The sequence below is a fragment of the Skermanella sp. TT6 genome, from assembly GCF_016653635.2.
GTDB lineage: Bacteria > Pseudomonadota > Alphaproteobacteria > Azospirillales > Azospirillaceae > Skermanella > Skermanella cutis.
On sequence record NZ_CP067420.1, the window covers coordinates 5822142 to 5834664 of the forward strand.

Annotated in this window: 17 protein-coding genes; 5 read left to right on the top strand and 12 right to left on the bottom strand. The window is 68.5% G+C overall.

Features of this window, described 5'->3' with window-relative positions; translation table 11 throughout:
• Positions 1-5: 5 nt before the first annotated feature.
• The 3 genes from IGS68_RS27210 to IGS68_RS27220 form a co-directional block, all read right to left on the bottom strand.
• Positions 6-662, bottom strand: coding sequence for an exopolysaccharide biosynthesis protein (locus IGS68_RS27210; protein WP_201076029.1), 657 nt, complete (start codon positions 660-662; stop codon positions 6-8).
• 26 nt (positions 663-688) lie between these two features.
• Positions 689-970, bottom strand: coding sequence for a hypothetical protein (locus IGS68_RS27215; RefSeq protein ID WP_201076030.1), 282 nt, complete (start codon positions 968-970; stop codon positions 689-691).
• Positions 971-1040: 70 nt separating this feature from the next.
• Positions 1041-2030: a 2-hydroxyacid dehydrogenase gene (locus IGS68_RS27220; protein WP_158047822.1), complete on the bottom strand. Its 990-nt coding sequence runs from the start codon at positions 2028-2030 to the stop codon at positions 1041-1043.
• Positions 2031-2243: 213 nt separating this feature from the next.
• On the opposite strand from IGS68_RS27220, the gene IGS68_RS27225 reads away from it, so the two are divergent.
• Entirely contained in the window at positions 2244-2783 is a 540-nt protein-coding gene (locus IGS68_RS27225; protein WP_201076032.1) for an SH3 domain-containing protein, read from the top strand.
• Between the two features lie 31 nt (positions 2784-2814).
• Here the strand turns inward: IGS68_RS27225 and IGS68_RS27230 are convergent, their stop codons facing one another.
• The 3 genes from IGS68_RS27230 to acs form a co-directional block, all read right to left on the bottom strand.
• Positions 2815-3231: a rubrerythrin family protein gene (locus tag IGS68_RS27230; RefSeq protein ID WP_201076034.1), complete on the bottom strand. Its 417-nt coding sequence runs from the start codon at positions 3229-3231 to the stop codon at positions 2815-2817.
• Between the two features lie 145 nt (positions 3232-3376).
• A complete protein-coding gene (gene irrA, locus IGS68_RS27235) occupies positions 3377-3808 on the bottom strand; it encodes an iron response transcriptional regulator IrrA (protein ID WP_201076036.1) in 432 nt (143 codons plus the stop codon).
• 182 nt (positions 3809-3990) lie between these two features.
• Positions 3991-5946, bottom strand: coding sequence for an acetate--CoA ligase (gene acs, locus IGS68_RS27240; RefSeq protein WP_201076038.1), 1956 nt, complete (start codon positions 5944-5946; stop codon positions 3991-3993).
• A 755-nt stretch (positions 5947-6701) separates the two neighbouring features.
• On the opposite strand from acs, the gene IGS68_RS27245 reads away from it, so the two are divergent.
• Complete coding sequence (locus IGS68_RS27245) at positions 6702-6944, top strand: hypothetical protein (protein ID WP_201076040.1); 243 nt, start codon at positions 6702-6704, stop codon at positions 6942-6944.
• A gap of 4 nt (positions 6945-6948) precedes the next feature.
• Here the strand turns inward: IGS68_RS27245 and IGS68_RS27250 are convergent, their stop codons facing one another.
• Genes IGS68_RS27250 through IGS68_RS27265 form a run of 4 tightly spaced genes read right to left on the bottom strand, consistent with a single transcriptional unit; the run spans position 6949 to position 9160 of the window.
• Positions 6949-7326, bottom strand: coding sequence for a Rieske (2Fe-2S) protein (locus IGS68_RS27250; protein WP_201076044.1), 378 nt, complete (start codon positions 7324-7326; stop codon positions 6949-6951).
• A gap of 7 nt (positions 7327-7333) precedes the next feature.
• On the bottom strand, positions 7334-7747 hold the full coding sequence (locus tag IGS68_RS27255) for an EVE domain-containing protein (protein ID WP_201076046.1): 414 nt from the start codon (positions 7745-7747) through the stop codon (positions 7334-7336).
• Between the two features lie 46 nt (positions 7748-7793).
• The gene (locus IGS68_RS27260) at positions 7794-8084 is read right to left on the bottom strand and encodes a YciI family protein (RefSeq protein ID WP_201076048.1); all 291 of its coding nucleotides are present in this window, start codon (positions 8082-8084) and stop codon (positions 7794-7796) included.
• Between the two features lie 59 nt (positions 8085-8143).
• On the bottom strand, positions 8144-9160 hold the full coding sequence (locus IGS68_RS27265) for an NAD(P)H-dependent glycerol-3-phosphate dehydrogenase (RefSeq protein ID WP_201076049.1): 1017 nt from the start codon (positions 9158-9160) through the stop codon (positions 8144-8146).
• A 187-nt stretch (positions 9161-9347) separates the two neighbouring features.
• Between IGS68_RS27265 and IGS68_RS27270 the strand changes: the two genes are divergently transcribed.
• A complete protein-coding gene (locus IGS68_RS27270; protein WP_201076055.1) occupies positions 9348-9614 on the top strand; it encodes a hypothetical protein in 267 nt (88 codons plus the stop codon).
• 194 nt (positions 9615-9808) lie between these two features.
• A complete protein-coding gene (locus IGS68_RS36065) occupies positions 9809-9937 on the top strand; it encodes a hypothetical protein (RefSeq protein WP_256445740.1) in 129 nt (42 codons plus the stop codon).
• Positions 9938-9965: 28 nt separating this feature from the next.
• Here the strand turns inward: IGS68_RS36065 and tsaD are convergent, their stop codons facing one another.
• On the bottom strand, positions 9966-11036 hold the full coding sequence (tsaD, locus tag IGS68_RS27275; protein WP_201076059.1) for a tRNA (adenosine(37)-N6)-threonylcarbamoyltransferase complex transferase subunit TsaD: 1071 nt from the start codon (positions 11034-11036) through the stop codon (positions 9966-9968).
• A gap of 10 nt (positions 11037-11046) precedes the next feature.
• Positions 11047-11397, bottom strand: coding sequence for a hypothetical protein (locus IGS68_RS27280; protein WP_201076060.1), 351 nt, complete (start codon positions 11395-11397; stop codon positions 11047-11049).
• Positions 11398-11572: 175 nt separating this feature from the next.
• Between IGS68_RS27280 and hemC the strand changes: the two genes are divergently transcribed.
• Complete coding sequence (gene hemC / locus IGS68_RS27285) at positions 11573-12517, top strand: hydroxymethylbilane synthase (protein WP_201076064.1); 945 nt, start codon at positions 11573-11575, stop codon at positions 12515-12517.
• The last annotated feature ends 6 nt before the right edge of the window (positions 12518-12523 follow it).

Here is a 12523-nt window from a genome sequence, read left to right on the forward strand (position 1 = left end):
TTCCCTCAGGGGAACAGCTGCCGGTACAGCAGCAATGCCGCCTCGACGATCAGGACGACGACGGCGACCACGACCGTGACGCTGCCGGCGGCGACGCACAGGCCGATGGTCACGCAGACGCCGTCCTTCTCCAGCAGTCCCAGCGCCATCAAGGCCACGGCGAAGGCGGGCAGCAGGTTGCCGAGCGGGATCGGCAGGATCAGGATCAGCGAGAGCAGAAGGCAGACCGCGCCCAGCAGCCTCTCGCCCGGCCCGTCGGTCAGGATCGACCAGCGCGGCCTGAGCAGTCGCTCGGCCCACACCAGGTACCGTTTGGTGGCGCCGACCATGGTCAGGAAGGTCTCCCGCCGCACCGTCAGCCGGGCCAAGCGGGCGGGCAGCCAGGGCGCCGGGTGGCCCAGCATCAGCTGCGCCGCGAACAGCACCATCGGCAGGCCCAGCACGGTGGACAGGCCGGGCAGGGGCACCGGGATCATGTTGGGCAGGGCGAAGATCAGCAGCAGCGCCCCGAACGCCCGGTCGCCCAGAAGCGTGATCAGGTCGCCCAGCACGATCCGGTCGTCGGGATGCCCCTCGACGAAGATGTCCAGCAGTTCGGATGCCCGCGGGCGGCCGTGATGGGAGGTCGCGCGCTTCGCGTGCGGGGGCGTTTCGTCGGGCATTCTCGGGAACCGCTCTCCGGCCTCGCTCAGGGGTCGCGAAGGTTCAGAAGGTCGTGCTTGACCGATTTCCAGACCATCGAGAGCATGTAGATGAAGGCGAATCCGACCAGGTTGAGCACCAGGACCACGGCGATCATGCCGAACATGGACTGCTGGTCCAGGAACAGCCTCAAGGTGCCGTCCAGGTGCAGCATGACCAGCACCGCCACGCTGGCGCCGATGACGGCGAGCGGCAGCAGCACCTTCAGCAGGACGGTGCGTGCCGTCCTGCGTTCTCGCCGGTCGCGCCGCTTCCACGGGTCGGTCATCCGGGGCTCCCTGGCGTCGTCGGGTACCGGCCCGCCATGCCGGTACCCGTCATATGGGCTGCCGGGGCGCTCAGAACATCGCTTCGAGCACGCGGTCCGGCGGGGCATGGCCGTCGGCGAAGGTCTTGATGTTGATGATCACCTTCTCGCCCATGTCGATGCGGCCCTCGATCGTCGCCGAGCCCATGTGGGGCAGCAGGACGACGTTGTCGAGCGTCAGCAGCTTGGGGTTGATCGCCGGCTCGTGCTCGAACACGTCGAGCCCGGCCCCGGCCAGCTCGCCCTTCTGGAGCATGCGGGTCAGGGCGTTCTCGTCCACCACCTCCCCGCGCGAGGTGTTGACGATGTAGCAGTGGGGCCGCAGCAGCTGCAGGCGGCGGGCCGACAGCAGGTGGTACGTGGCCGGCGTGTGCGGGCAGTTGATGGAGACGATGTCCATCCGCGCCAGCATCTGGTCCAGGCTCTCCCAGTAGGTCGCTTCCAGCTCGCCCTCGATCTCGGGATGGACGCGGCGCCGGTTGTGGTAGTGGATCGACAGGCCGAAGCCGCGGGCGCGCTTGGCCAGCGCCTGCCCGATCCGGCCCAGGCCGATGATGCCCAGGCGCTTGCCCCAGATCCGGTGGCCCAGCATGGTGGTGGGGCCCCAGCCCTTCCACTCGCCCGCCCGGACCAGCCGCTCGCCCTCCGACAGGCGGCGCGACACCGCGAGCAGGAGCGCCATGGTCATGTCGGCCGTGTCCTCGGTCAGCACGCCGGGCGTGTTGGTGACCGTAATGCCGCGCTGCCGGGCGGTCTTCAGGTCGATATGGTCCACGCCGGTGCCGAACGAGGCGATCAGCCGCAGGTTCGGACCGGCCTGGGACAGGACGCGCGCGTCGATCCGATCGGTCACCGTGGGCACCAGCACGTCGGCGGTCTTGACGGCCTCGATGAGCTCCGCCGCGGTCGGCGGCGTGTCGTCGTGGTTGAGGCGGGTGTCGAACAGCTCCATCATCCGCGTCTCGATCACGTCCGGCAGCTTGCGGGTGACGACGACGACGGGTTTCTTCTTCTCGGGCATCGGACCGGATCTCCCTGGCGGCTTCGCCTTGCCATACCAAGTGCCGTGCCGTCTTGTCCAGCGACGCGGTAACATCCGGCCTGCGGCGGGTGACCACCTCTTAACGGACTTGGTCTAGGCTGAGCCGCCCCGGGGCGGTCATATCCCCGCCACATTGAGGCAATAGCCCGTTCCAGGGCTTTCCAGACCCGTTACAGACCTGAGTTCGCGTCCATGATATCTGCCGCCCGTTTCGGCATTCTCGCCATCTGCTTCGGCGCCCTGCTGCTGCCCGCCACGCTTTCCGCTCCCGAGGCGCTCGCGCAGGAGCCCGAGTCGGTCCCCGGCATGGCTCCTCCGACGGGCCTGCCGGTTCCGCGCTTCGTCTCGCTCCGCTCGGCGGAAGTCAACGTGCGGACCGGGCCGGGCACGCGCTACCCAGTGGAATGGGTCTTCGTGAAGCGTGACATCCCGGTGGAGATCACCGCCGAGTTCGACACCTGGAGACGCATCCGCGACTGGGAAGGCACCGAGGGCTGGGTCCACCAGAGCATGCTGTCGGGCAAGCGCGCCATGATCGTCACGGGCGGCGTGCGCGTGCTGCGCCGCGCCGCCGGCGATGCCGCGGCGGGCCTCGCCAAGGTGGAGCCCGGCGTCGCCGGCAAGCTGCTGCGCTGCGAACAGGCCTGGTGCGAGGTCAATGTCGACGGCTACCGCGGCTGGCTCCAGCGGTCCGAATTCTGGGGCGTCTATCCGGCCGAATCCATCGAGTAGGCAAGCGGCCCCACCCGCGGGCCCTGTCCGTTCACTCCAGCCGGTCCAGAACCTTCTGGAACCGGGCGGCATGGGCCTTCTCCGCCTTCGCGAGCGTTTCGAACCAGTCGGCGACCTCGTCGAAGCCTTCCTCGCGGGCGGTGCGCGCCATCGTCAGGTACATCTCGGCGGCCTCGAAGGTCTCGCCCGCGATGGCGGCGGCCAGGTTCTGCCGGGTGGTGCCGATCGGTTTCCCGGTGGCCGGGTCCCCGACCTCCTGGAGGAATTCGAGATGCCCGTGGGCGTGCCCGGTCTCCCCCTCGGCCGTCGTCCGGAACGCGGCGGCGGCGTCGTGGAAGCCCTCTACGTCGGCCTGCTGGGCGAAATAGAGATAACGCCGGTTCGCCTGGCTCTCGCTGGCGAAGGCCGCCTTCAGGTTCTGTTCCGTCCTGGACCCCGAGAGCGACATTCCATCCTCCTCATCCTGGGGACGGTTCCGATCGCGCCGCCGGCCGGGCCGGGTCCGACCATCCCGGCACCTTATGCCTCCCGAAGGAGGTAGAAGTCAATCGACCGGTAATAACCGAAACTGATCCGGGTCCGGAAATGACCGGTCAGCCCGCCGCCGGGTCTTCCGGCATCAGGCGGATGATCACGTCGACCCGCGCCACCTTGGTCCCTGCGGGCGCCTGGGGCAGGTGGGCGACGGTCACGCTCTCGCTCGGGATGTCCTGGAGATTGCCCGACCCTTCGAAGAAGAAGTGATGGTGATCGGCCACGTTGGTGTCGAAATAGGAACGCCCCGCCTCGACCACCACCTCGCGCAGCAATCCCGCGTCGGTGAATTGGTGCAGCGTGTTGTAGACGGTCGCCAGCGATACCCTTACCTCGGCATCGGTCGCCTCGCCGTGGAGCTGTTCGGCCGTGACGTGGCGGTCGGCCTTGTCGAACAGGAGGCGGGCAAGTGCCAGCCGCTGCCGCGTCGGGCGAAGGCCGGCTTGCTGTAGCCGGTCCAGGACGTGCTTGAAGGGGCGTGTTCCAGTCATGGTTCGCATATGGTAGCAGTTGGACACCAATGAAAGGTGCCTCGAAATTCACCGTTAACATTTAGAACGAATATAGCTCCAAGCGCAAGGCGGGGTATAGCGGCAAGCCCTCCGGCGGTCCGTGAACGAAAAAGGGGGGCTCCAGGCCCCCCTTTCTCCGACCGGCCTGCCGAAAGGACAGGTCAGCCGTGGTTCATCCGGTTGTCGACCAGCTCGGTGACCACGTTGGGGTCGGCCAGCGTGGAGGTGTCGCCCAGCGCCTCGTGCTCGTTCGCGGCGATCTTGCGCAGGATACGGCGCATGATCTTGCCGGACCGGGTCTTCGGCAGGCCCGGGGCCCACTGGATCAGGTCCGGCGTGGCGATCGGGCCGATCTCCTTGCGGACCCAGGTCACCAGTTCCTTGCGCAGCTCGTCGCTCGGATGCTCGCCGGCGTTCAGCGTGACGTAGGCGTAGATGCCCTGGCCCTTGAGGTCGTGCGGGTAACCCACGACAGCGGCCTCGGCGACCTTGGGATGGGCGACCAGCGCGCTCTCGATCTCGGCGGTGCCCATGCGGTGGCCGGACACGTTGATCACGTCGTCGACGCGGCCGGTGATCCAGTAGTACCCGTCGGCGTCGCGGCGGCAGCCGTCACCGGTGAAGTACTTGCCCTCGAAGGTCGAGAAGTAGGTCTGGACGAACCGGGCATGGTCGCCGAACACGGTGCGCATCTGGCCGGGCCAGCTGTCGGCCATGCACAGGTTGCCTTCCGTCTCGCCTTCCAGCAGCTTGCCGTCATTGTCCACGACGACCGGCTGGACGCCGAAGAACGGCAACGTGGCCGAACCGGGCTTGGCCGTGGTGGCGCCCGGCAGCGGCGAGATCAGGATGCCGCCGGTCTCGGTCTGCCAGAAGGTGTCCACGATCGGGCAGCGCTCGTCGCCGACCACCTTGTGGTACCACAGCCAGGCCTCGGGATTGATCGGCTCGCCGACCGAGCCCAGGATGCGCAGCGACTTGCGGCTGGTCTTCTTGACCGGGGCCTCGCCCTCGCGCATCAGGGCACGGATGGCGGTCGGCGCCGTGTAGAAGATCGAGACGTTGTGCTTGTCGATCACTTCCCAGAAGCGCGACACAGACGGATAGTTCGGGATGCCCTCGAACATCAGGGTCGTGGCGCCGTTGGCGAGCGGCCCGTAGACGATGTAGGAGTGGCCGGTGACCCAGCCCACGTCGGCCGTGCACCAGTAGACCTCGCCCGGCTTGTAGTCGAACACGTACTGGTGCGTCATCGACGCATAGACCAGATAGCCGCCGGTGGTGTGAAGCACGCCCTTGGGCTTGCCGGTCGAGCCGGAGGTGTAGAGGATGAACAGCGGGTCTTCCGCGCTCATCTCCTCCGGCGGGCAGTCGGCCGAGACCTTGGCGATCTCCTCGTCGTACCAGAAGTCGCGGCCCTCGGTCCACGCGACCTCGCCGCCGGTGCGGCGGACGACGATCTGGGTCTTGACGTTCGGCGACTCCTTCAGCGCCTCGTCGGCGTTCTTCTTCAGCGGCACCTTCCGGCCGCCGCGCAGGCCCTCGTCCGCGGTGATCAGCAGGTGGCTGTCGCAATCGACCAAGCGGTCGCGCAGGCTGTCGGGCGAGAAGCCGCCGAACACGATGGAATGCATGGCGCCGATGCGGGCGCAGGCCAGCATGGCGTAGGCGGCCTCGGGGATCATCGGCAGGTAGATGGTGACCCGGTCGCCCTTCTTGACGCCCTTGGCCTTCAGCACGTTGGCCAGCCGGCAGACCTGCTCATGCAGTTCGCGGTAGGTGATGTGCTTGCTTTCGGCCGGGTTGTCGCCTTCCCAGATGATCGCGGTCTGGTCGGCCTTGTCGGCGAGGTGGCGGTCGATGCAGTTGGCGCTGACGTTCAGCGTACCGTCGAAGAACCACCGGATATGGACGTCGCCGGTGAAGCTGACGTCCTTGATCTTGGTGTAGGGGCGCATCCAGTCGATGCGCTTGCCATGCTCGCCCCAGAAAGCCTCCGGATCCTTGACCGACTGCTCGTACATCCGGGCGTAGCCTTCGGCATCGACCCAGGCCGACTTCGCAACAGCTTCGGGAGGCGGGAAGGTGCTGGGAGTCGTGTTCGGCGTTGTGTTCATTGGCTCGCGGTTCCCCCGGTTCGTTCTGGTTACTGTTCTCGGCCGATCTTGGAACAATCGATCCGCTAACCTCATCGGTCAACACGTGATTATCCACAGCGGCCTATCTTTAACAAGCCGTTCAGGCGCAAGGCACGAGGCCCCGCACCAGCCTTCGAAGCTGCGGAAAACGCGTGCCGGATCTTGTAAAGGCAACTCCGCCGTCGGGCATTGATCTATCTCAACCACCGATCCGGCTTCCCGCACGGCCGGGGCAGGTCGGGTTCCTTCACCTGATCCGGGCAAATATTGGACCCTGCGGGACAGGACCGGCCATGGAGCGGGGCAGGTGGAGCGGAAACGCCGTCCTGTTGCCGGCATGACAACGACCCATGCTGCATTGCGGTATCAATGGTCCGGCATTGTCCGGCGTCTGGAACAGGCGCGTGCGGACCCGAAATGGACTGCCCGCGGAAGAATCGGCCATGGCATATCATTGCACAGCGGAAGTCTGCCCGGCCGCGCTGCCGGGGAGTTGGTTACCCAAGTGGTCTTTCCACTCCGGCATTGCTGCGCCCCGCCGGTCCCGGGGGGCCGGGTGCCCGGCCGGGCGATCCCCGGACAATAAGTCGCAAGGCATAGTCCGCCTGGAGGTAGCCTCGGCCCGCGCGATCCGGAGAGCAGGACGTTCCGCCAAGACAACATTTACCCGGTATTAAGGAACCCGGGCCTAACGTCGCGACGACGAGCGTGGTGCAAGGCGGCGGGGCGGCGACATGTCGGGCGACAGGGGTGCGGACAGCGGAACGGAGGATGGCGCCGACGGCGGGGCGGATTGCGTCGGCCGGCTGAGCCGGATCAGCAGCCGCACCAGCATGATGACCATCGACGCGGTGCTCCGCGCCGTGCCGCGGGACGGCACGGGCTATGCGGCGGCTGCCGAGGAACTGCGCGGCATCGCGCGCCGGGTCGTCCATACCACGCGGGATTTCGCGGCCAGCCTGCCGGACACCCGCTGAAGGCTCATTTCGAAGCTCCGGCCGATCCGATCGTGCGGTCCGGGACGATGACCCGGCCGTCCCTCGTCGTGACCGCCACGGGTGTCAGGAAACTGCCGATGCAGGGTCCGCCGACGCAGAGCCCCGTCCCGATCTCGAACAGCGCGCCGTGGGTGGCGCACTGGATATGGCGTCCGTCCAGGCTCATGAAGCGGTCGGGCGTCCAGTCCAGCGGCGACCGTGCGTGCGGGCATGAATTGACGTAGCCCACCACCCTGTCGCCCTGCCGCACGACCAGGATGTCGAGCGGCGCCGATCCCGCGGCGGTACCGTCCGCGCGCAGCGTGAAGCCGCGTCCGGTGCCGTCGGGGATGTCCTCCAGGCGGCAGAGCTCTTCCGGCATCGGCTCCTCAGGCATCGATCCCGGCCAGCCGGCAGATATGCCGCCATTGGGTATCGGTGACCGGGCAGACCGACAGGCGGGACTGCCGGATAAGCGCCATGTCGGCGAGGACGGGATCGGCCTTCATCTGCTTCAGCGTCACCGGCGTCGCGGCGGGGACCACGGGCCTGACGTCCACCATGCCGAATCGGCCCGCCTCGTCACCAGGATCGGGATAGTATTCCCGCGCGATCTCGACCACGCCGACGATCTCCAGCCCCTCGTTGGAATGGTAGAAGAAGGCCCGGTCCCCCAGGCGCATGGCCTTGAGGTTGTTGGACGCCTGGTGGTTGCGGACGCCGTCCCAGTGGGTGACGCCGTCCGCGACCATCCGGTCCCAGGAATATTTGAAGGGCTCGGATTTCACCAGCCAGTAGGCCATCGCTGCCGCCTCGGGGTCTTGTCTGTCGTTGGTGCCGGTTCCGGGATCAGGCGGGCGCCTTCGGCAGGACCTTGCGCCAGGGCCGGATCGTTACGCTCTCGAACAGACCGGCCTTGGCGTAGGGGTCGTCGGCGGAGAAGCGCTCGGCGCCGGCGCGGTCGTCGAACTCGACGATCAGCACGCTGCCGGTCATGGCGCTGCCGTCGTCGGTCAGCGTCGGGCCTGCGGCGAAGATCTTGTCGCCGAAGCTCTCCAGATAGGCCAGGTGGGCGGTGCGGTTGGCCGCGCGGACGTCTCCGCTGCCCTGCTTGTCGGTGCAGGTGATGATGAAATGCATGGCGATTCCTTCCCTCGTGTCGTGCTGCTTGTCCGCTGCTGCGGGTGACCAGTCTTACCCTACCGGCCCTCGATGCGAAACGGCCGAGCCATCAGGGCCGCGATCGTCGCGTCGATATCGGCCCCGCGGTTGAGGATGGCGTCCACCGCCTGGCAGATCGGCATGTCCACCCCCTTGCGCGCGGCGAGCGCGCCGACGGCCGCGGCGGTGTGGACGCCCTCGGCGACCGAATGGCGCTCGCCCAGGATCTCGGCCAGCGGCCGTCCCTGCCCCAGCGCCGCGCCCAGGGACATGTTGCGCGACTGGTGGCTGGTGCAGGTCAGCGTCAGGTCGCCCAGGCCGGACAGGCCGGTCAGCGTCTCCGGCCGGGCGCCCAGCGCCAGGGCCAGGCGGGTGATCTCGGCCAATCCGCGGGTGATCAGCGCGGCGCGCGCATTGTCGCCCAACCGCTTCCCCTCGATGATGCCGCAGGCGATGGCCAGCACGTTCTTGACGGCGCCGCCGATCTGCGCGCCGGTCACGTCGTCCGACAGGTACGGCCGGAAGCTGCGGCTGCCCAGCGTCTCGACCAGGCGCGTGCCCAGGGCAGGATCGCCGATCGCCAGCGTGACCGCGGTCGGCTGGCCGCGCGCCACCTCGGTGGCGAAGGTCGGGCCGGACAGCACCGCGATCGGATGCCCGGGCAGTTCCGCCTCGGCGGCCTCGCTCATCAGGCAGCCGGTCGCGAGCTCGACCCCCTTGGCGCACAGCACGACCGGCGTGCCGGCCGCCGCGGTAGGGGCCAGCCGGGCGCAGGCGGCGCGCAGGTGCTGCGCCGGGGTCACCAGCATCAGCACGTCGGCCGCCGCGGCCTCCGCCAAGTCGCCGGTCAGGCCCAGCGCGGGGTCCAGCGGGATCCCGGGCAGGTAGCGGGTGTTCTCGCGCCGCCGCCGCATCGTCTCCACGATGTCCGGCTCGCGGGCCCACAAGACGGCCTCGCGGCCCGCGCGCAGCGCCGCCAGCGCAATCGCGGTGCCCCAGGCGCCGGCCCCGATCACGCCGACTCGGGCGAAAGGCTGGACATCGGCAGCGGTCATGACGGATTTCCCTGGTGGCGGACGGCGCAGTCATTACGGGAGCGGCGCCGGGATGGCAACCGGGTTGCTCGGATCGCCGGGTCCGGTTCGCCCCGGCGCAGGCGATGGAAGCGTGCTGGCGCTACCGCGCGATTTCGGATAGTTTTATCCGGGCTCGCTCCCGCTCAACAGTTCGCGATCTATGGTCATGGCACTCCTGAAACGGACCACTCCCGCGTCGGACCACGATACCCGGGCGGTTTCACCTGCACCCGACTCGGGGGGGACCGGCGATCCGGAACTGGAACGCGCCATCGACGACGCGATCCAGGATCTTTTCACCAGGCTGGACGCGGCGGAAGCCGAGGCGGTGGCCTCCCGCGACCTTGAAAGGCTGTCATCACCCTTTTCCCTGCTTTATCCCACGATGGTTCGCCTTGCCGACAGGGATCGCGACGGTGTCGAGCCGGTGTGAGCCGAAACAGGAATGATCCCGACCAGCCTGTCGCTTCCACCTTTCAACACCTTGCCCGGCGTTAGTCGGAGTGCCTTTTCTCGATCATATCCCATGTAGTCAGCCATCCCGACCGGCCTGACCGGGTCGCCCACCGCGCCGACACGCCGTACTTCGTCGTCAGCCGCCGAACCGGACTGGGCAGGGAGGCGATCGTGGTCGTCTATCGCTGCACGTTGGTCGAGGCCTCGCGGCGGATCGTCCTGGGCGACGGGAAGCCGCACCGGGGAAACATCATGGCTATCGAGGTAGTCTCGATCACGACGCTTTCTCCCGGCGATTGACCGCCCAAGTCCCGGATGCACGTCTCCTTCACGCCTTGGCGCCCTTGCCCTCCGGCTTGCGGGCGGCCGGGTCGAGCGGCCAGCGGGGGCGGGGCGCGAAATCGAGGCCGTCGGACTGGCCGAGCCTGAGCCGTTCCAGCCCGGCCCAGGCGATCATCACGGCGTTGTCGGTGCACAACCGCATCGGCGGTGCCTGGAAACGGAACCCCTGCTTCTCCGCCAGGGCGGTCAGCCGTGCGCGCAGGTACTTGTTGGCCGCGACGCCGCCCGCCACCACCAACGTGTCGCCGGTCGGGTGCTCGGCGCGGAACCGGGCCATGGCCCGGGCGCAGCGGTCGACCATCACGTCTCCGACGGCGGCCTGGAACCCGGCGGCGAGGTCGCGGACATCGGCCGGATCGAGCGGGCCGGGCGGCAGTTCGTCCAGGCGGTTGCGCACCGCCGTCTTCAGGCCGGAGAAGGAGAAGTCGCAGCCCGGACGCCCCTTCATCGGGCGCGGCAACTCGAACCGGGCGGGATCGCCGCCCTCTGCCGCCCGTTCCAGCAGCGGCCCGCCGGGATAGCCCAGGCCCATCAGCTTGGCCGCCTTGTCGAACGCCTCGCCGACCGCGTCGTCGATCGTGGTGCCGAGCCGCCGGTAGCGTCCGACCCCCTCGACCGCCAGGATCTGGCAATGGCCGCCCGACACCAGCAGCAGCAGGTACGGGAAGGCCAGGCCCTCCGGCGCGGGGTCGGTCAGCCGCGCGGTCAGGGCGTGGCCTTCCAGATGGTTGACCGCGACGAAGGGCAGGCCCTGCACGGCGGCGATCGCCTTGGCGGTCATCACGCCGACGATCACCCCGCCGATCAGCCCCGGCCCGCCGGTCGCGGCGACGCCGTCGAGCCGGTCGAAGCCGATGCCGGCCTCGTCCATGGCGCGGCGGACCAGGCCGTCCAGGTGGTCCAGGTGGGCACGGGCGGCGATCTCGGGCACGACGCCGCCATAGGGGCGGTGGTCGGAGAGCTGGGACAGCACGACGTCGCCCAGGATCTCGCGCCGGTCGGTGACGACGGCGGCGGCCGTCTCGTCGCAGCTCGTCTCGATGCCAAGAACTATCATTCGGATGCGATCAGGTTCGGGTCAGGGTTTCGGTCAGGATCTGCTTGGTGATGACCAGCGACAGGCAGCCGTTCTCAAGTTCCAGGAACTTCTCGGACGACCGGGGCAGCGGGATCTTGTTCTTGCGGCAGAACAGGATCAGGAAGGCGGCGATCTCGCCCTGGCCGAACCGCAATTCGTGAAGCTTGCGGGCGCCGATCTGCTCGATCTGCACGAACAACTGGAGTTCCGGCTCGGCCGCGGTCCAGACCCGCCGGACCTGTCCGTGCGGCATCTTGTCCGGATGCAGGGCCGAGAAAAGCCGGACCGCCTCCCGTACCGCGTCGTTCGAGAAAATCACCTGCCTGCGTTCCGTGATCATCCGCCGCCTCTCCACCAGCCGCGCCGCACCGCGGCAACGCGATCCCATCGCACCGCAGCGATGGGACATCGAGACATACAGCGTAAAAGCTCCTATACCAACGGACTTTCCACTTGCGCCGTCGAGGCCCATGTGGGGACTTCCGCAGCGGTCCGTAACGTCTTAAAGAAAAATCATGAGCAACCCTGTGCGAACCGGCCCCGTCCGTATCGGCACGCGCGGCAGCCCCCTGGCGCTGGCGCAGGCCCACCAGACCCGCGCCCGCCTGGCCGCGGCCCATGCCGCGCTGGCGGCTCCCGACGCGATCGAGATCGTGGTGATCAGGACCACCGGCGACCGCATCCAGGACCGTACCCTGATGGAGGCCGGCGGCAAGGGTCTCTTCACCAAGGAGATCGAGGAGGCGCTGGTCGCCGGGTCGATCGACCTTGCGGTCCATTCCATGAAGGACGTGCCGACCTGGCTGCCCGACGGGCTGGAGATCCGCTGCCTGCTGCCGCGCGAGGACCCGCGCGACGCCTTCTTCTCCAACGTCGCCGCCCATCTCGACGACCTGCCGGAAGGCGCCGTGGTCGGCACCGCGAGCCTGCGCCGCCAGGCCCAGGTGCTGGCGCGGCGGCCCGACCTGAAGGTGGTGCCGATCCGGGGCAACGTGGAGACGCGGCTGCGCAAGCTGGCCGACGGCGAGGTCGACGCGACCCTGCTGGCGCTCGCCGGGCTGAAGCGGCTCGACATGACCGACCGGATCACCTCGGTGATCGAGCCCGACGTCATGCTGCCGGCGGTGGCGCAGGGCGCCATCGGGATCGAGACCCGGGTCGGCGACGACCGGACCAACGCGCTGCTGGCCCCGCTCACCTGCGAGGACACCATGGTCCGGGTCTCGGCGGAACGGGCGCTGCTGGCGGCGCTCGACGGCTCCTGCCGCACGCCGATCGCGGCGCTGGCCAATCTCGACGAGGCCGGCACCCTGACGCTCGACGCGCTGGTGGCCGATCCCGCCGGCAGGCAGATCCTCGGCACGGCGCGCCGGGGAACCGCGGCCGATGCCCTCGCCATGGGCCGCGACGCCGGGGAGGAGCTGAAAAGCCTGATGCCGCCGGACTTCTTCGTGCCGTGAGCGGAC